14 protein-coding genes, 1 tRNA gene and 3 pseudogenes are annotated in these 18,753 nt (G+C 40.8%); 6 read left to right on the top strand and 12 right to left on the bottom strand.

The annotated features are described in order from the left end of the window. The coding region (locus HWQ37_RS06025; RefSeq protein ID WP_292744904.1) for an RNA-guided endonuclease InsQ/TnpB family protein at nt 1-862 on the bottom strand (862 nt) is incomplete at its 3' end. A gap of 275 nt (nt 863-1,137) precedes the next feature. Beyond that, nucleotides 1,138-1,428 carry a hypothetical protein gene (locus HWQ37_RS06020; protein WP_292744902.1) on the bottom strand — a complete coding sequence of 97 codons (291 nt, stop codon included), beginning with the start codon at nt 1,426-1,428 and terminating at the stop codon, nt 1,138-1,140. Nucleotides 1,429-1,586: 158 nt separating this feature from the next. Here HWQ37_RS06020 and HWQ37_RS06015 point away from each other — a divergent pair, with 158 nt between their 5' ends. Beyond that, nucleotides 1,587-2,753: a murein hydrolase activator EnvC family protein gene (locus HWQ37_RS06015; RefSeq protein ID WP_292744905.1), complete on the top strand. Its 1,167-nt coding sequence runs from the start codon at nt 1,587-1,589 to the stop codon at nt 2,751-2,753. 44 nt (nt 2,754-2,797) lie between these two features. Then, nucleotides 2,798-2,870 (top strand) — tRNA-Arg (locus tag HWQ37_RS06010). Between the two features lie 466 nt (nt 2,871-3,336). Here HWQ37_RS06010 and cas12k read toward each other — a convergent pair. Further along, nucleotides 3,337-5,124 (bottom strand): annotated as a pseudogene (cas12k, locus tag HWQ37_RS06005) (type V CRISPR-associated protein Cas12k). Between the two features lie 68 nt (nt 5,125-5,192). On the opposite strand from cas12k, the gene HWQ37_RS06000 reads away from it, so the two are divergent. The 3 genes from HWQ37_RS06000 to HWQ37_RS05990 all read left to right on the top strand — a co-directional run bounded on the left by HWQ37_RS06000 (nt 5,193) and on the right by HWQ37_RS05990 (nt 9,712). Further along, the gene (locus HWQ37_RS06000; protein WP_292744900.1) at nt 5,193-5,621 is read left to right on the top strand and encodes a MerR family transcriptional regulator; all 429 of its coding nucleotides are present in this window, start codon (nt 5,193-5,195) and stop codon (nt 5,619-5,621) included. 208 nt (nt 5,622-5,829) lie between these two features. After that, entirely contained in the window at nt 5,830-9,024 is a 3,195-nt protein-coding gene (locus HWQ37_RS05995) for an HsdM family class I SAM-dependent methyltransferase (RefSeq protein WP_292744898.1), read from the top strand. Next, entirely contained in the window at nt 9,017-9,712 is a 696-nt protein-coding gene (locus HWQ37_RS05990; protein WP_292744896.1) for a hypothetical protein, read from the top strand. Before HWQ37_RS05995 ends, HWQ37_RS05990 begins: the two co-directional genes overlap by 8 nt. Nucleotides 9,713-9,895: 183 nt before the next feature. On the opposite strand, the gene HWQ37_RS05985 is transcribed toward HWQ37_RS05990, so the two are convergent. The 7 genes from HWQ37_RS05985 to HWQ37_RS05955 form a co-directional block, all read right to left on the bottom strand. Then, nucleotides 9,896-10,402, bottom strand: coding sequence for a TniQ family protein (locus tag HWQ37_RS05985; protein WP_292744895.1), 507 nt, complete (start codon nt 10,400-10,402; stop codon nt 9,896-9,898). Next, nucleotides 10,402-11,238, bottom strand: coding sequence for a TniB family NTP-binding protein (locus HWQ37_RS05980; protein WP_292744893.1), 837 nt, complete (start codon nt 11,236-11,238; stop codon nt 10,402-10,404). The genes HWQ37_RS05985 and HWQ37_RS05980 overlap by 1 nt, the downstream gene beginning before the upstream one ends. Before the next feature lie 3 nt (nt 11,239-11,241). Next, entirely contained in the window at nt 11,242-12,996 is a 1,755-nt protein-coding gene (locus HWQ37_RS05975) for a Mu transposase C-terminal domain-containing protein (protein WP_292744891.1), read from the bottom strand. 571 nt (nt 12,997-13,567) lie between these two features. Then, entirely contained in the window at nt 13,568-14,329 is a 762-nt protein-coding gene (locus HWQ37_RS05970; RefSeq protein ID WP_292744889.1) for a class II aldolase/adducin family protein, read from the bottom strand. After that, nucleotides 14,313-14,987, bottom strand: a complete 675-nt coding sequence (locus HWQ37_RS05965; RefSeq protein ID WP_292744887.1) for a cysteine dioxygenase family protein — start codon at nt 14,985-14,987, stop codon at nt 14,313-14,315. Before HWQ37_RS05965 ends, HWQ37_RS05970 begins: the two co-directional genes overlap by 17 nt. A gap of 97 nt (nt 14,988-15,084) precedes the next feature. Beyond that, nucleotides 15,085-15,294: an RRXRR domain-containing protein gene (locus HWQ37_RS05960; protein ID WP_292744885.1), complete on the bottom strand. Its 210-nt coding sequence runs from the start codon at nt 15,292-15,294 to the stop codon at nt 15,085-15,087. A gap of 572 nt (nt 15,295-15,866) precedes the next feature. Then, nucleotides 15,867-17,510, bottom strand: coding sequence for an RluA family pseudouridine synthase (locus HWQ37_RS05955; RefSeq protein WP_292744883.1), 1,644 nt, complete (start codon nt 17,508-17,510; stop codon nt 15,867-15,869). Nucleotides 17,511-17,737: 227 nt separating this feature from the next. On the opposite strand from HWQ37_RS05955, the pseudogene HWQ37_RS05950 reads away from it, so the two are divergent. Further along, nucleotides 17,738-17,872 (top strand): annotated as a pseudogene (locus HWQ37_RS05950) (transposase); the annotation flags it as partial. Between the two features lie 247 nt (nt 17,873-18,119). Here HWQ37_RS05950 and HWQ37_RS05945 read toward each other — a convergent pair. Together HWQ37_RS05945 and HWQ37_RS05940 are read right to left on the bottom strand one after the other, a co-directional pair. Further along, nucleotides 18,120-18,599 (bottom strand): hypothetical protein, encoded by a 480-nt coding sequence (locus HWQ37_RS05945; protein ID WP_292744881.1) that lies wholly within the window; start codon nt 18,597-18,599, stop codon nt 18,120-18,122. Between the two features lie 53 nt (nt 18,600-18,652). Then, nucleotides 18,653-18,753 (bottom strand): annotated as a pseudogene (locus HWQ37_RS05940) (HNH endonuclease); the annotation flags it as partial.

Below are 18,753 nucleotides of genomic sequence, written 5' to 3'. Positions count from 1 at the left end.
TAATAGACTTGGCTAAACAGTGATTTTTCACCATATTTTTAATCCTCAAATCTTCGTAAGCGATCAAGTCGTTTGACTGAACTACGCACCGTGCTAATTTCACAGCATGGTCTTTACGCTGCCTACTTATTTTGAGGTGGCGCTTACCCAAAATCCGTCTAGCCTTGCCTCTATTCTTTGAACCTTTTATCTTCCTTGAAACTTGACGCTGTGAACGTTTAAGAACCTTTTTTCCGACACGAAGAAACTTAGGATTCTGGATCATAACGCCGTCAGAGTCGGTGTAGTATTCTTTTAAACCGACATCTAGTCCAACTGTGTTACCAGTTGGTTCTATATTCTCAGAACGGTCTACATCAAGGCAAAATTGAACATACACACCATCCGCACGTTTTACCAATCTCACCCGCTTTATTTGGTTAATTTGGTAGAAATGCAAATCACGAGTACCTTTGAGCTTTAACCTTCCAATACCTTTTTTGTCGGTGAAGGTTATTGATTTTCGGTTATCTGCAAGCTTCCACCCTGACGTTTTGTATTCCACAGAACGACAATCTTTCTGGAACTGGGGATATCCTTTTAAGCCTGGAATACCTTTCTTGCAATTTTCATAAAATCGAGAGATAGAAGACCATGCTCTTTCAGCAGAAGCTTGACGAGCCATTGAATTAAGTTCATTAGCAAATGAAAAATTAGCCGCAAGTACAGCACAATATTTCTGCAAATCGTTTTTGCCCGTACCTTTAACATCCATCCATAGCCGAATACAGCTATTACGAATAAACTTTGCAGTCCGAATTGCATCATCTATTGCTGTTAGCTGCGCTAACTTCCCGTAAGCTTTGAACTCAAAAACAAGCATCTTTCTACCTCCTATCTTACACTACCACGCTTGGTATAAGATACTAGGGAGGTTGATAAAGTTTTTTAATCTTGACGGCTGAATAAATTCAGCTATTCGCTTATATCCCCCGGTTGAAACACGGGGGCTTTACGCATCACGACTCGTAAAATTTACTTCCTGATGCTCGTGGCGAAGATATAGAAAAGTTAGAAAGCCAGTTTCATCAATAGACGGGTAACGGAGGCGTGTTTGTCAAACATCCATACTTGCAAAGCAATGAGTTTTATCCTAAATTACTTCTCTTTAATAGTGACTAATCCATGTATGCCTAGCGCTGTAATTACACCTCCCAGTAATCCCCAAGTGCCATCGGCAAATACGTTGATGCGATGAATGTAGGTGCGATGATAGGCATACTCTAACTGTCTATCATTTACTTTTCCAACCTGTACCAGGTTTTCCACATAATTTTCAGCTTTGATCAATGCTGCATAATCGAGATTAAACCAATACAACGATACTCCCACCACTGCCAAACCTGGAAAAACCAAGGTAATTAAAAGAATTGCTAGACGTGCATTCATACATCTCACCACTCACATAACTGCTCAATGCTGGCATAGCTGGAATGCTTGTGTTACAACTTGGCAGACAATTTAATAATGCGTTGGAGTGGGTGAATCAAATTTTGGGAATAATCCTCATAGTGTTTGAAAGTATCGTTTTGATTGGGCTTCGCACTATGAGAGGGCGATTTCTAGAATTATCTATTGCATTTTGCTGCATTTTGTGGATTTGTTTGGCATTAATTCCAGTCAATGCAACGTCTACAGGGTCTATTGATACTCTGCGACAACAGCAGCAACAAATGAACCAGCAGCGTCAGGGTGTGGTTGGAGAGCGCGATCGCTTAAATAATCTCCAACAAGAAGCCCAAAAACACCTCACTGGTTTAAAGCAAAATCTGCAAACTACAGATAGCTATCTTCAAGAGAGCGAATCACGATTACAACTCGCTAGCCAACGCCTTCAACAGTTAGAAGCTGATTTAGATGTGGCAGAACGTTCATATCAGGAGCGGCAAATCGCAACAGTAGCACGATTGCGTTATCTCCAGCGATCGCCTGATTTTGTGGGATGGGCAGTTTTGCTCGAAAGTGAAAATATCAGCGACTTTTTCAGCCGTCGTCATCAGTTGAAGTTAGTGTTTCAGGCAGACCAACAAATTTTGGCAAAACTCAACACCCAAGCCAACTCGATCGATAAACAAAAAACGGGAGTAGAACAGCAAAAAAACGAAATTGGCTTAATTCGTGAGCAACTATTAGCCCAAAAAGCTGATTATCAAACTCAGACGCAATCACAATCAGAATTGATTCAACGCCTGAATAGCGATCGCCTCGCCTTGGAAGCAGCGCAAAATCAGCTAGAAAGGGAATCTAAAAATCTGGAAGTCTTGATTCAACAAAAGGTAGCCCAAGCCGAAGCAAAAACCAACAGCCGGACAAGTATCATCATTCGGGGAACTGGTGTAATGGCATATCCTAGCGATGCTCCTACTAGTAGTCCCTTTGGCTGGCGGATGCACCCTATTCTTGGCTATCGTCGCTTTCATGCCGGGTTAGATTTTGCCGCCAGCTATGGCAGTAAAATTCGAGCAGCCGACTCGGGAACAGTAATTTTTGCTGGGTGGTATGGTGGTTATGGCAGAGCGGTAATTATCGATCACGGTAATGGCATGACTACACTCTACGGGCATACCAGCGAGTTGTATGTTTCTGAGGGACAAGCAGTTGAACGCGGACAAGCGATCGCTGCTGTCGGTTCCACAGGTTTCTCAACTGGCCCCCATCTCCACTTTGAAGTCCGCCGGAATGGTACACCTGTAGACCCAGCTAATTATCTTTAAGACTGCAAATCTGATCACAGACGTGCTAGAATATTGAAGATTAAGGGCGCGTAGCTCAGTGGATAGAGCAACAGATTCCGGTTCTGTGGGTCGGGGGTTCAAATCCCTCCGCGCTCGTTACCTGTCAATTGCCAAATTATTTGTCCGCGTTGACAGATTAATGTCCGTGTTGCCAAATTATTGTCCGCGTTGACAAATTGTATATCATTACAACACTTTGCCATACTTTAGGTATGGCAGAACTCTTCTTTTATAGGGTAACTAATCGGTTTCAATATTAGAGCTAAAATGCAAGCTCTTCAAACGAAGAATCTGTTGCTCTATCCTTTCAACCCACCTAAAAAGTGTTTGCTATGAACACTGGAAAAATTCCAAAACTCAATAAAGCTTTTAATGTACTAGGACATACCCATTGACAGCGAAAGTCGTAGCGACTTTCAACCCGCCTCTCGCTAGGAGGGGTGTTGAAACTTGGTGCAGTATTTTGCTGGCATTTTGTGCAAACTTTCAACCCGCCTCTCGCTGGGAGGGGTGTTGAAACAACTTTGTATTTTAAGCAAGATGCTAGATCCACTTTTAACTTTCAACCCGCCTCTCGCTGGGAGGGGTGTTGAAACCTGAATGACGAAGCGATCGCTAATTCTTTCGCTTTCTCCTGCGGGCTTCCTCTAACTGACTGTTTTGCCTCCTCTACAACAATTCCAGCTTTTTTTGCTTGATTTTGAATGTTTGTAATCAATCTGCCATTACCAGCTTTATATGTTTGTGCGATCACCACAATCTCTTGAGCTATTAATCTGTCTATATATTCCCCTAACTCCGATTCTCCAAACTGATATGGTGCAGCAAGCGTCTGAGCTATTTGGCGTTGGTGGGATAAAAAGTGCTTTTGCTGTCGCTGCCGATTTAGCAGTTTGTAATTATCACCCAGTAGTTGTCTGATGCTGCGATAGGTAATTACTTGACCTGTAGTACCGTCTACTACCGCTAGCGTTGCAGGTTTTTCTAAGCCGAGGCTAACACCAACAAGAATATGGGATTGTCCTTTATATAAAGGTTTAGTGGGGCGAGGAAAAGGGTTATTAATTCTGTCTAAGGTAGAGTTTTTGCGTTTTATATGGGCTTGCTGTTTTTCATTGAGGTCGCTTTTGGCTTTTGTATTGGTGATAATTTTAGCGATTTCTTCGGCTTTCTCTTCTCTTACTTGATTGGTTCCTTCAGTCGTCCATAGGCGTGTATCCACAGAACAGTAGAGGGTTAAGCGATTAACATTCCAAGGATCGCCTTTGCCTTCCTCTTCTTGCCAAGCAATACGCCCACTACGGAGGGTGAACAGGCTAGTGGAGTGTTGGTTTTTGCTATTTTTCTTAATTTGTTGATCTTCTAGGAAGCGTTTAAACCAGTGGAGTTGGCGAGAGTCACAATAGACTTGAAAGCTATGCTCACTCAAACCGTTGAATTTTACACAGATACGCCCAAACTGGTTTTTAAACCAAGTCATGTCTTCGTTGCTTTCGTAAGCTACCGGGAAAGGTATTTTGCTAGATTGCCTTAAAAGGCTGTCTTGCCAAGATTTTGCCTCGGACTCATTTGTTGGAACGTTATGAGTGGCAATGACAATAGTTTCTAACCATTTGGCAGCAGTTAAATCCCGACCTTTGGGAATTCGTGTTTCTAACTGTTCTCTGAGACGTTCAATCTGAATTTCAAGTTTACGACGGCGTTGAGCAAATTTTTTAGCGTCTTCCTCTTTCTCGGTGATTTTGCAACCATTTTTGAGCAAATAGCTGATGGCGCAACGAGTCAAGTTATCTTCTGTGTTGCGGTAAGTCTCAAATAAATTCTTTGATAAATTGCGATCGCTATCTGAATTTTGAGCTTTTTTGCGCTTTTTAGCTTTTTTTACATTCGTTGATTGAGTTTCAACAGTATTGAGGGGAGCAAATTGAACCAAAATTTCAACAGCTTTAGTGCGAAGACTATCTAAGCTGACACCACTACTTTCTACCAATTCAACATCACTGTTGAGCATTTCCAACTAGCGATTTTTACCTTCTAGTTGGAATTGCGATCGCTTCATCAATGCAAACCAAGATTTGTATATGTAATTCACTGTGGCGATCGCACTCGTATAAAACCGTCCAGGCTGACCAATAAAGCGAGGGTCAGTTTTCAAAGGTTCGCAGAGTTCTTTGACAACACGAGTGGGGTGTTTGCCCTTTTGTCGCCAACTCTCAAACTCTAGGTGTTGATTTACCTGATGCAATAGTTCATTAATCAGTGGCGTATTTAGCTCTGCCATCAACTTCCATAGTTGGTGGCGTGATGATTCTGAGGCTACAAGACGACACTGAATAGTGATTTGGCTCATCGGTTTAAAACAATATTGTCTAATACTAACATAAGTGTATTAAACAAGTCTTCTGTAAAATAAATTGTATGCAGGAGACATTTTTTACAAGCAAGGAAGCTGCTGAAATCACAGGCTGCACCCTTCGTCAGCTACAGTATTGGCGCGAGAGGGGGGTGATTGTTCCTGTAATCAGTGATACTGGAACTGGACGTAGTATTTATTACTCAAAGCCTAATTTGCTGGAACTAGCTGCAATGTCATATTGGCTATCTGTGGGGTTAAGTTTTGACATAGCCAGCACCACGCTGAAAAAGCTGAAAGACCAAGAACCGGAGTTATTTACTTCAGGTAAAGGTAAGCGGTTTATGTTGTTGTCGGAAGTGCAAGAGCGATCGCTTGAGCTTGTGGAGTTTGACAGAAAAAAGGCGATCGCATCTTTAGATGAAGGTAAGCCTGTGATTCCTGTGTGGTTAGACGTGATTTATCAGCAGTTGGCTATTAAATTGGCTGATTAAAACTTAAGTCGCAAGATATTATGTTGTATGTTATCAGCATCGCTTGCGTCTAATGAAATTGTTTTCGCATTCAAAAAGAATTTGTCAACTCCAGTTAAGTATTGTTGCATCAGGCAATAATACTAATGTACTGTTGAATAATGTCAATCAATTCATGACAATGTGATGGTTGAAATGTGAAATCATATAATACAGCTTAAAGAACTACATGCCACAGTCTGGACTACTTGAACTAGCACATGAAAAGCTTCACTGGCCAACTCCACAAGAAATTTTGGAGCCATCTGGTGCTGGTCCAAGTGTTTATGCACGAATCGCTAGGGAAAAACTAGGTAGAACTATCAGCAAACTTTCAGATGGTCATGGTGTGCAAATAGGCGTGCTGGCTGGAAATCCTCAAGGTGACTCGACAGAAACACCCATTGCTCTGGTGTGTGACTTTCCCACAGAAATATCAGAAGAAACACTGAGAAAAACTCATCAACTTGCTTGGAGTTTTTCTCGTACACCATCACTAATTACAACAGAACCTAATCGCTTAAGAATTTGGACGTGCTACGAAAAACTTCCCAAAGAAGATGATATTATCAATCCTGTAATTGATGTTTCTAAACGGGAAATTGAGTCATTTAATCAGGTATCTCTTTCAGGTCAAGCTGCTGAAACTTTGCGGTTACACTGGGCTGATTTAGTATCAGGTCAATTTTTTCAAGAACATAGTCAGCGATTTCAACGGAAACAAGCCGCTGACCAGATGCTGTTAAAAAATCTGAAAAGTGTTCGGAAAAGACTTCAAAAAAATAAACTTGATGATGATACAATTCATGATTTATTAGCAAGAATTATTTTCATTCAATTCCTTTTTGACCGTCAAGATTCTGAAGGTAATCCTGGCTTAAATACAACTTTACTGGATTATTTATATAGAACTGGTGAATTATCGGCTAAATACTTTCGTTTAGCTGACATATTAAGAAATCATAGAGATAGTTATAAATTTTTTCGTTGGCTTAATAGCAAGTTCAATGGTGATTTATTCCCAGGTAAAGGAGCTACCGAAGAAGAACGTGAAGCTGAATGGCAAACAGAAGAACAAAAAGTTAAACAACCTCATCTAAATATACTTGCTGATTTTGTCAGTGGTCATGTAGACATTGAAACTGGACAATTAAGTCTATGGCCATACTACCATTTTGACGTTATACCTTTAGAGTTTATTAGCAGTATATATGAAGAATTTGTTAGTAAAAAATCTGGTACAGGAGTTCATTACACACCAGAACATATAGTTGATTTTGTCCTAGATGGTGTTTTACCTTGGGATAGTGAAGAATGGGATATCAAGATTCTTGATCCTGCTTGTGGTTCAGGAATTTTTCTAGTTAAAGCATTCCAGCGTTTAATTCATAGATGGGAACAAGCTCATACAAAAACAATTAAGCCAAGTGATTTAAAAAATTTACTAGAAAATAATTTATTTGGTGTTGATGTAGATGCTCAAGCAGTAAGAGTAGCATCTTTTAGTCTTTATTTAACCATGCTTGATAAAGTTGAACCTCAATATTATTGGGAGAATGAGTTTCGCTTTCCTAGATTACGTGAACGTCAACTAATTGCTGCTGATTTTTTTGAAGAAGATAAAGAAGGTTTTCGTTCTGTTCAAGATGCTGGTAAATATGATTTAGTCGTTGGTAATGCACCTTGGGGTAAAAATACTATAAAGAAATCTTTATACATAGATTCTTGGAAGAATAGACCTGAAAATCGGAATAAATGGAATACCTCTTATGGTAATATTAGTCTTTTCTTTCTACCAAAAGCTGCTGCTTTAACTAAATCTGGTGGACAAGTCGCAATGATGCAACCAGCAATGGCTTTGATTTTTAATCAAAATAAACCTGCTAGGAAATTTCGTAAAACTCTCTTTTCAGAGTTCAAAATTGAAGAGATAGTTAATTTGTCAGCATTGCGTTTTGGACTTTTCAAAGATGCTATTTCTCCAGCTTGTGTTATCACAATGTCAGTCACACCTCCTGACGGTGAACCTTTAACATACATCTGTCCAAAACCAGTAATGACAAATGAGGATGACTATCATATAGTAATTGAGCCAGATTATATTAATACAATTTACCCACAAGAGGCAATAACAGATCCATTAGTTTGGACAGCTTTAATGTGGGGAGGAAGACGTGATCTATCCTTGTTAAGAAGATTGAAACAAGAATCAAGCATTAAAAAACTTAGACAACGTGGCATTGCTAAAACACGCCAAGGAGTACCAAGAGGTGATAGAAAAAAAGTAGAAAATAGTCTACTGAATAAACGAATACTGAAATCAGATGAATCACTTAATAGCAGTTTTCTCTACCTAAACGCTGAACAACTTCCTATCAATGATGATCCATATATTGACTCTGGTACAGGTTTAAGTAGCCTATCTGCATTTCAATTGCCACAAATTATTTTAAAGTTAAGTTGGCAGAAAAAAAGTGGCAGATTCCGTTCAGTAATAATTGAACCTGATAATACAAATCAAGGGATTATTTGCTCTGAAAGTTATGTGAGTATACATATTACCGAAGATAATATTTCACAATTGAATGCTGCGTGTCTATTATACAACAGTAAATTAGCTGTCTACTATCTACTACTTGCTAGTGGTCGTTTTGCCTCTTATATCCCAGAAGTGAATGTAGACGATTTACTGCGTGTGCCAATACCTGAATTATCGGTAGGAGAATTACATAATATAAAAACAATTGATGATATAGATGAGCGCATACGACAAGCTTTTGAATTTAAAGATAGTGAATGGGTACTAATTAATGATCTATTTAATTACAGTCTGCCAGACTTTAAAGGAGATGTTGCTTCTCCAGGACGCAAAAGAACTCACCGTATAGATAATAATCAATCTCAGAATAATACTGAACCTGAACTTACGGCATATTGTGAGTATTTCTTGCGAGTTCTTAAAGCAGGATTTGGACAAGATAAACAAGTTTGCGCCACCATATTCCAGGAACAAACTAACACTCTTCTTCCTATTCGCTTAGTGGCTATTCATCTTAATAAGCCTGATTCTGAAGGTGTTCATATTAAACCTATTGACTCCCCTGATTTAATGAAACGCTTGGAAAACTTAAATAAGTTGTATCTGGAAAGAGGAAGTATAGAAGATGGTGGCATCTTTTATCAGCGTGTTGCCAGGATTTATGATTCTGTAGAATTAAATGGGGTGAAAATTCCTACTATTTATTTAATCAAACCTGACAAAATTCGTTATTGGACTCGCTCTATGGCTTTAAGAGATGCTGATGAAGTAGCCGCAGATATTATGACGTGGCGAACAACATTTGATAAAGAATCGCAAGTTATAGAGGAGTCATATAGTGGCTAGAAGAGGAAATATTTTTCAAAAGAGGTATCCAAATACAGGTGATTTTGTGGAATTGGCAAAAGCATGGAATCCGGATGCTATATCAATTTTGATAAGACTTGTTTGGGAAGGCTATGATAGGCTGGTTAATGAGTTTTTATCACCAATTAATTTTGATAACAAAGAGGAGCAGTTAGAAAGAAGTATTACTCAAGCTCTTGTAGTGAAGATTCATCAGGTTAAGACTGGAGATGAGCCTTTTGTAGTTCTACAAGAAGTGTATGAATTTGAAACCAGCAAATCAGCACAAGCTCAACCTCCACAATATGATATTGCATTTATTTTCATAGCCAATGACAGAATTATTTGGCCTTTAGAAGCTAAGATTTTGAAATCAGATATAGATGTAACTGAATATATAAAAGAGATAAACAACAATTTTATTACTTGTAGATATGCACCATTCTCTAGTCAAGGAGGAATGTTGGGTTATCTTTTTTCCGGTGATCCTAACAAAGCTTTTACCAATATTGAAACTAAAGCACCATGCAAATTAAATGATCATCCAGATTTTCCAACTCGTGATCACAAAACTTCGGATCACCATCGGTTAGTTCCATCAGGAAAATCATATCCTGCTGAATTTCGTTGTCACCATTTACTATTAAAAATAATTGCTTCAGTTCCTACTAATACATCTTCAGTATAGTTCCAAAACTTGCAACTAATAATTTAGTCAGTAACCATATTAGACTCTTGTCCACAGTCAGGACAGTCTAACAACAAGCTGAATTTATAGTAATAGCTGCCTAAGTAAAATATTAATTTATCAAGGGGGGGGATGATTTGTAGCTAACATTTGAAAAGTACTACTATGTTTGCACAAACTCCGTCATCGATAAGACTTTTGATACTTTCCCATATCGGCAAAACTCAGAAAACATCGGTGACACCAACCATCCACCCACACTGCTGGAATCTTAAATCTTGCTCCACAGTTTGGACATTCTGACAACAAAATTAATTGGTGGCGATCGCACCCTTGCGTTATCTTCAACTGCCATTCAATCTTGTGACAAGGTGACTCAACATAACAAGCAGCACATAACCGAATCGGCTCAAGCTTCATCCTCACTTCAGCAGGAGGTAACATCTGCGTTAATCTATCCGCCTCAACTCCCACTACAGTAGCTAATGCCTCCAACTGCTGCCGAGACGGTGGGGGATTAAAGCGAAACTTTTCCCATCGGGCGATCGCACCTCCAAGCCCTGCGGCCTTACCTAAGCCAGTTGGGGTTAAATCATTTGCCCGTCGAAAGCGTCCCAAAAAATGACTCAGGCTTTCTCCTTGATATGGTTGAACTCTAAACAGCCAAGGCTTAATATTTTCTACTTCCATCACTTGTACTCAGCAGCTACTTCCTTCAAAGTTTCCAAATCAATTTTTTGCAGTCCTTTTTTTAAAGCCCGGATTGCAGTCTCTCGGAAAATCATATCCATCAAACCGATATAACCTCCAGTTGCTTCCCCTAACGTCTTCAACATCGTCTTACTCGAAAGGTTGGAAGCAACTGGCAATCTCAGTATTTGCTTCTCCCAAATATCCACCGTTCGCTTAAAATCTTCCCCTGACATCTTTCCAAAACGGTGACAAGACCGAAAACGGTTATAAACCTGCTCATCCCGCTTAATCACTGCATCTAAGCGATCAGTTCCTACCAAAATCACTGCTATTTCCAACCTGTCAAAAATATCACGCACTTCGGCAAAAGTTTTTGGCTTAAAGCGATCAGCTTCATCAATAATCAACATCTCTACCCCGCAACCTTTAAGAACCCGCAGTGTTCTATCTCGAATTTCTGCCACTGTTCCTTTAGTGACTTGATATTTCAAATGCTCCATAATTACCCCAAATAATTCTTTAGCACCGCACTCCTGGGGAATTTGGATATAAGCCACAGGTACAGTTGGGGGTTTTCCTGCAACTTGAGAGGGTTTATTCCTAAGCCTATAGGCATCACAACCCATTGTTTTTCCCGTTCTCGACTCACCTACCACACGCCCAGATTGTCTTGATTGGCGCTTTCCTTCCAACCAATCATGGAGAATTTGCACTTGTTCAAGTGGGACAAAACCTTTACGATTTAATCGTTGAATCTCCGTCTGTAATTTTTCACTATTAACGGGAATATCACCCAATTGTTGGGCGACTGCTTGAGCTTCTTTTGAAGTCATTTTCTAAAATCCGTAATCTTCACGCATTTGTTCGTAATCAAAAACTTCCGGCATCTCAGGTTCGCTATCAATAGATACCGCCTCTACTGATGACTCTGGCTCAACAGGTATAAGTTGTTTAGATTTTTTGGCCTCAGCCTGTTCTACTTTCTGACGCTCTTTTTTGGTTTTCTTTTGAGTTTGGAATGTTTCGCGTTCCCTAACTTCAGCCAAAATTGAGCGATTAGTTACAGCCTTACCCGCTTCTCTGACCTTACGGCTGCTAGCTTTTGCTTCATCTAGAGATAATTCTTCTGTCTCCAAATCTTGAGCATAAGCACGAGCAATAAATACCTCTTTATCCCCTTCTATGCGATAAACCAAAATCGTTGTGATGTCTCTGGGGTCATATCGCAACACAACACTTTCCCCCGCATAACCCGCTAAGAGTTCACCTCTATACATCAAGTTTTCAAATTGCAGATATCCCCCGCGTTGAATTTGTCGCCGTGTTTGCTTCATTAAGCAAATATCCAAATCCCTTTCGGAAAGTAAATCGGGTGCTGCAATTAAACCAGATTCCCAGCGTTGAAATCTTGTCTGGTCGCCCATTCGAGCATCAAGTCGCTGGTTATAGTTATCAACGATGTAACGCACCAACATTTGCTCTAACTGCCGCAACGTTAAGCAAGCTTCTTTTTCCGCTTCCTCTGGTCGCTCTTGAACGTTTGAACCTGTATATCCCTGTAAAGTTGAGAATAATTCTGTATTTAGAGTTTTAAACGGACGCTCAACACTACCACCTTCAGATGGGCGAAGCTCTTTCAGAGCCGCTTCGCTAACGCGCAAATGACAAACAAACCCTAACTGCACTCCTATTTGCTGTAAATGGTTTGAACGAAAATCTATACCCGCATCTGTATAAAAGTGTTGCGGTAAACCAGAAGTACCCCATTCTTCATGAAGTCCATATTCTGAACCATATTGCTTGGGCAAAATTGCATGACGTAGCGCCAAAGTTAAAAGCTGAGAACTTGGTGCATCGTAGCCTAAGTTAATCCCCATAATGCAGCGCGAATAGCTATCAATAACCGCTGTTAAGCAAGGACGACTTAGAATTTTGCCATGCTGGTCTACTAATAAAACATCAACAGGGGTGTGGTCGCACTGCCAAACTTGATTACTATGTTCTATTTGCAAGTCTTTTCCATCACGGGTTTTCACTGATAAGCGCGAACCACGCCAACCCGGACTGCGAATACTTTTAGCTTGCTCAATTTTATCTATTAACGGTTGCAAAATTCGGTAAACCGTCATGTGGGAAGGAGGTTTAACTCCCAGTTCGTCTGCTCTTGCCTTCACTCTAATAAATACCTGCTGGCGAGTCATTCTTTTACTTCCCTTATTACCCTCCTTATAAGTTTTCAATACAAACTCTTGCCAGTCTTCATCAACTCGATGTTTCCCTTTATCCATCCGTTGATTTTGTACTAGGCCAACCAAACCTTCCTGTTCCCATTTATCTACCAGCCGTCGCACTGTACGTACTGATTTACCAAGCTTTTCTGCTGCTTCCTTGAGTTTTTGAGTGTATGTAGTGCGTTGGCGCAGCCCGCCGTAGGCATCGCTATTTTTTAAAAGACTTTGAATCACCTCCATTTTCAGCAAAGCTTCATCTGAAAGCTTAGAAACAATAACGTTTGCTTCAGCAAGATCGTTATTAACATCTGCGGAGCTTGCTCTTGTCGTAGAGGTTATAGAAGATTCTGCATTTTGCATACAGTGTTTTATCAAAACATAGTTGTATTATACTAATATTGTGACAAATAATTTGTTAATTTATGAAAACTCATGATTTTTCCAGGTTTCTGGGAAGTGACAATTAAATTGTGAAATATCTGGTATTTGACATCTAATTAGTGAATATCGGCTTAGATGGGCATAACTGTCTTAAATAGGAAAAATCCTGACATAATCCTTGCTATGTCAGGGTTTTAGGTATTTATAATATTGTGACAATATTTTGTTAAATTGACAAATAATTAGTTAATGTACAGTTACCTTTACAAACTAACCACAAAATCGAAAAGTCATTTTCTCTCACAGGATAAAGCCAATTTACCCTATGAGACATAATTGCAGCGGATAGCTGGAATCTTAATTAATAAAAATAGTGTAGATATCTTGGAGAACTCCACAAAAAAGATGATCTAATGCACACTGAAATTAACTTTCTCTGATCATAGGATCAATCATTCTGTGGAGTTTTCCAACTATTTTCTCTACGAGATGCAGAGCGAATAATTTTGAATTTTGAATTGTTAATATCCCAGTGCTAAAAAACACAACACTAATTTAGTAAATCAGGTTCTTCGCGCACAATCCGGTCGTAAAGGGGCTGGAAACTGAACCAACCACTTACATGTGAACCCACTTGAGTTTGTGTTAAACGGGCTGTTTCGTGTTTGATCCTAGTGGGTCTACCGGCAGCTTCTGCTAGCAGTTGGGCTTGGCACGATCGCTCTAAGCTAATGTACCAAAAGGCAGCTTCATCTACTGTATGTCCCACAGTTAAAATGCTGTGGTTACGTAGGATTATGGCTTTCTTTGGCCCCAAAGTTTGCGCCAGTCGCAGACCTTCAGAAGTTTCTAAAACTACACCTGTAAAATCGTCAAACAGGACATGATCTTCGTAAAAAGCACAAGAATCTTGAGTCAAGGGATCAAGGAGACGACCCAAACTAGACCAGGCTTTACCATAAAGTGAATGGGCGTGAGCCGCCGCGATGACATCAGGTCGAGCTTCATGAATCTGAGAATGGATGGCGAAAGCGGCTTGATTTACTTCAGCATCGCCTTTAACTACCTCACCTTCTCTGTTAACTAAAATCAGGTCAGAAACTCGGATATGACCGAAGTATGTCCCGAATGGATTGACCCAAAAATGGTCTGTAAACTCAGGATCGCGAGCCGTAATATGGCCTGCGATTCCCTCGCTGAAACCAAACTTACCAAACAGGCGAAAGGCGGCGGCTAGACGTTGCTTGCGGTGCAGACGTTCGTCTTCAACTCGCTCGAATACTGGGGGTTGTGGTCTAATATACTTGGCCATATTCTTTTTCTTCTTCCTCTTTACAGGGAGCGTTGGAATATCCAGAGCGAAAGGATTTGACGCTGTGAGATTCTGGGATGAACTGGTGACGCAAAATGCAACCAGTATCATTACCTAAGACATGGATGGATACAGATGCGCTCTGGGATGTGGTTTTGACGGCATGGATATCACCATCCGGGGGTAAGAGGCGGTAGATATCCCCTGGTTGAAGTCTACGCACTTCAGTTATTTGTAATTGTGCGTGTCCTTTGGCATCACCGCTATCCACACGGCGATAGACTGTTTCTTCTTGATTACCTTTGTATAAACCAATCAATCCCCAGGCTAAATGGTCGTGGACGGGAGTTGTTGAGCCTGGGGGAATCACCAAACTGAATACTGACAGTGAACGGTTTTTAGCGCGATAAAGCAGCCACTGACCAATACCGCCACCCATCCGGCTTTCAGGATTGACTTGGGCAAACTTTTGGGGTAGCCATTCCTGTTGGGCAAGGAGTTCTTGAAAATAGGGTTCTAGTCTGGTGAGAGTTTGGGTGCGATCATTAACAGTACTAGCGCTAATTTCCCGCACTGTTGCTACAAAGGATCGTAGTTCCTGGCTCTCAATAAACCATTGGTCTTCTGGTAACGGTTCTAAAATAGTATGGTTCGTCATCTATATTCCTCTGTTGAGGAGGAGACTAAGATTAACTAATTCGTAATTCGTAATGACGTTCGAGGACTCGCTAACGCTACGCTAACGTAATTCGTAATTAGGAATTACGATTTATTTTAATACCAGGATGAATTTTAAAGCCTAGTTGCTCAAGTTTTAGATGAGAAAGGGACTCCTTTAGAATGATAGTAAAAGGATATCGCTGATATACAGTAGCTTTACCTTGTGATAATAGCAGCCTAGCATGGCTGATGCGTACTGGATATAACGGTTGTTGGTTGGCATCGAGAATGAATACTTTACTCATGCAATTTTGAATTTTAGATTTGCGATCGCCACACTGGGAATTTGGCACAAGAGGCGGAGGAGAAAAGCTTACTGCAACTTCTCTTCTGCTGCTTTTTTTAAAGAAAAGACAAGAATGAGAATCTAGAGGTCAACTTCAGCACTCTCTTGGGTATTTCCAAGGAATAAATTATCCAATTTTCTTGGGTGTCTGACAATCATTTGTAGTTGGATATTTTATTGGCAAGCCTGTTGGCTGTTTTATTAATCTCACAAAATACTATAAGTCGGTCGGATAATGGGTGATTGACTACAAGGAAAAATTATCACATACAAATTTAAAAAGCAATAGCCTAGTACCGCAAAGCGGAATGACGCTCTCTACGAGACGCTAAAAGCGAACGCGGACTCGCTACCGCTTCGCTAACGGAATTCGGAATTAGGCACTGAAGCCTGAAACCTATATCCCCCCGAGCAAGCCGATAAATTGGCTCCGGTGTACACACAAGTGTTGGTGCAGTGTATCTATCCCGCCTCGGAATAAATTCCGAGTCTCATAGCGAAAGTCCTCTAAAAGAGGACTAAAGAAGAAATTCAAAAGGGTGTATTTGCTTGTAAATGCAGGGTTTTTTCTAACTGTGGATGCTCGAAGCGAAGTTCTCTGGCGTGCAGATGTAACCGACTAGTAACTGCACGGCATCCATAAAGGCGATCGCCTAAAATAATTATCCCAAGTCCTTGCACATCAGCTGCATGAACTCTCAACTGATGGGTGCGTCCTGTTAGTGGCGTAAATTCTACGCGGGTGTAGTCTCCTTCTTTGGCCATTACCTGGAAGTGGGTCAAGCTAGGTTTACCATGCTGCCAATCAACTTTTTGATAAGGGCGATTTTCAGGATCTCCCCACAATGGTAGTTGAATTTTACCTTGCTCAACCATCACAGCACCGGAAAGTATGGCTTCATAAACCTTATTAACCCGACGTTGCTGAAACTGTTGGCTGAGTTGTCCATGAGTTTGGCGATCGCGTGCTAACAACAAAATCCCGGAAGTTTCCCGATCTAGGCGATGCACAGATGCAAGCGCCATCCCATCCGATAACAGATGACGTAAGCGACTCAAGACACTATCTTGGCGATCGCGATAACGACCAGGTACTGAAAGTAGCCCAGCAGGTTTGTTGACAGCAATCAGCCATTCGTCTTCATAAATAATCGGGATTTCTCCTTTAATAATTGAAATCGGTTTCAAGCCTGAGAGCAAAAACCCCATCAATGGCTGACATCGTTCGGCACAGGCTCCATAAAATTCTCCCGGAATTTTATCCTGATTTACGGAAGATGCACCCCACCAAAATTCTGCCATTGCTAGGGGTTTAAGATTATGTGTTGCAGCATAATGCAGCAACTTTGGGGCGCAACAGTCTCCTGTACCGGTGGGCGAACCTCCTGGCATTAATTCCTGCAATGATTGCGATCGCCCGGAAAAATTAGTCAGGCTGTAGCTAGCGTGCATCTGAGCTTGTAATTGACGGGATAGTGCTTTACGTCGTTGTTTCAGTTCTCTGATTCGCGTATCCGTGGCTGCAATTACCTGTTGTAGTGGCTGTAATACGGCATTTTGCTGGCGTTTAAGTTGTCGTCGCTCAATTCCCTGCTGACGACTTTCTTCGTCAAGTTGTTCAAGGGCAATAGTGAGTGCTTCGGGAGAGTGTGTATTGCAGATTTGCTGACGTTTTTCCTGTCGTTGATGTTTGCAATAGCGATGGCGATCGCTCATTGCTTGTAACTGTTGCTCAAAGTCATTAAACAGGATTTCATACTGCTGGCGTTCGGTTAGTTGCTTCAAAGTAAGAAGTTCTTGCTTAATTGCGTCCAACTCAGCCAAAGTACGAGCTTCCTCAAAAGCAACCTGATCTCGTCCAGGAATTGGCGACACCCAGCCCTCAATCACACTGCAACCATTCAAAAGACCGGAAAAGGCTTTTAGTACCCGTTGTTCGCCATTAGGTAGTTCAACCAATAGTATTCCATACATCTTCCCTTCACGAGAATAAGAGTCATTGTTGCTAAGATATTGCATTAATCCGTGGGCGATCGCTTCGGACATGGAAGTGCGGGGTAATTTTAGGCGATCGCCACTTTGCGGACAACGCCCTTCGTACCAATAGTTACAAAATGAGTCAGCGATCGCAAAATCGCAGTCGATGAAATCTGAAAGTGTGTGCAGAACTACCATACAAGGTATGATTGCAAATCTAGCTAATCCTAATATTTTAGATTATTCCCCATACTAACAAGTTCGTAATAAGGACACCAGTACGTTCAAACTGAAAGGCTAAACAATCATTATTAAGTAGGCATTGTACTTGTGGCTGCTGCTGACAATCCTTTAACTTTTGCTCTAATGCGATCGCCCATCTTAACGCTCTTTTATTACTCTCATGAGAGTAATAAAAGAGCGCTAATTCTATTGAGGGAAAGTTCGGACAAGGTAAAAGAAGATTCAGCCTGGGTAGATTGATGGCTAAACTTTCTCATACTTCTGAAACTGCAATTGCTATGACTTTTTTAGTAATGAATCTGTCTATTTATCTGTCACGCTGTAAGAGTGCTTTTTTATGTCTATTTTTGAAAAACACACCTTTTTTGCGACTTAATATTATCAATACTTATGCTTTTGTTTATAATCTGATTTATGCAAGAGGTCTATTGCTTAGGTGCGTTACTTCGTTAACGCACCCTACACATATCAGGCGATCGCATCGCACTTTGAGCCGAGATTTACATATGGTAGGTAGGTTAATCCTGCGGAATGCCAGAGGGTTGCGTGTGAGATAACAAGCGTTTACGATTGCTGAGGAATTATGATTTCATCGGGGTCCCTTATGTAATCCCCCACGAATTTGGGAAGTCGGACCTTCACAAATTTGTAAAATTCTGTGTTTCTTTCTCCTATATCCTCAAGACCCATTCCGTCAATGTGATCTATCGCGGCATTTAACACTGAAATCACGTATTTGTCGGTCTCGAATTTCGTTGCAACTCCGCGGGAAAAGTGGTGCTTTTTTAAAATCTTGCCGTTGGTGTCTATGAAAATCTCAACCAGCTTTATACCTTCCGGTGGTCTTCCAATGTTAAGGTCATGCGCCGCGTCTGGGCTGTTGACTAATGTTATCCATCTGGGGAGTGGCAATTTTTCCTTGATTGCCTCCTTTAGACCCTCTATGAGCCACTTGGAGTATATCTTATAATTTTTCTGCGAGTTGTAGTATCCCTCAGGGTCTTCGATCTTGTTTGAGTCGATGGGGGATATTATTCCCCGCACCTCTCAGTTAAATCTGGGCGTGCGACTTTCACCGCACCCAGCTTCCGATGTTCTCAGCTTGCGCTTTTGCTCATGTGTTTGTAATCGTGGCAACTCTCATGAATTGCTTCAAGATTATTTTTCTTCCAGTTGGCGTGATTTCCGTCGATGTGAT

The sequence above is a fragment of the Nostoc sp. NMS4 genome, from assembly GCF_017115095.1.
Taxonomy (GTDB): Bacteria; Cyanobacteriota; Cyanobacteriia; order Cyanobacteriales; family Nostocaceae; genus Nostoc.
This window is presented reverse-complemented; position numbering and strand designations above follow the sequence as displayed.

Bases quoted from the DNA above. Each gene is read 5' to 3' on its own strand.
- HWQ37_RS05965 (WP_292744887.1), bottom strand. From the start codon at position 14,987: ATGACGAACCATACTATTTTAGAACCGTTACCAGAAGACCAATGGTTT.
- HWQ37_RS05985 (WP_292744895.1), bottom strand. From the start codon at position 10,402: ATGGAAGTAGAAAATATTAAGCCTTGGCTGTTTAGAGTTCAACCATAT.
- HWQ37_RS05960 (WP_292744885.1), bottom strand. From the start codon at position 15,294: ATGAGTAAAGTATTCATTCTCGATGCCAACCAACAACCGTTATATCCA.
- HWQ37_RS06020 (WP_292744902.1), bottom strand. From the start codon at position 1,428: ATGAATGCACGTCTAGCAATTCTTTTAATTACCTTGGTTTTTCCAGGT.
- HWQ37_RS05995 (WP_292744898.1), top strand. From the start codon at position 5,830: ATGCCACAGTCTGGACTACTTGAACTAGCACATGAAAAGCTTCACTGG.
- HWQ37_RS05970 (WP_292744889.1), bottom strand. From the start codon at position 14,329: ATGGCCAAGTATATTAGACCACAACCCCCAGTATTCGAGCGAGTTGAA.
- HWQ37_RS05980 (WP_292744893.1), bottom strand. From the start codon at position 11,238: ATGACTTCAAAAGAAGCTCAAGCAGTCGCCCAACAATTGGGTGATATT.
- HWQ37_RS06015 (WP_292744905.1), top strand. From the start codon at position 1,587: ATGAGAGGGCGATTTCTAGAATTATCTATTGCATTTTGCTGCATTTTG.
- HWQ37_RS05975 (WP_292744891.1), bottom strand. From the start codon at position 12,996: ATGCAAAATGCAGAATCTTCTATAACCTCTACGACAAGAGCAAGCTCC.
- HWQ37_RS05955 (WP_292744883.1), bottom strand. From the start codon at position 17,510: ATGGTAGTTCTGCACACACTTTCAGATTTCATCGACTGCGATTTTGCG.
- HWQ37_RS06000 (WP_292744900.1), top strand. From the start codon at position 5,193: ATGCAGGAGACATTTTTTACAAGCAAGGAAGCTGCTGAAATCACAGGC.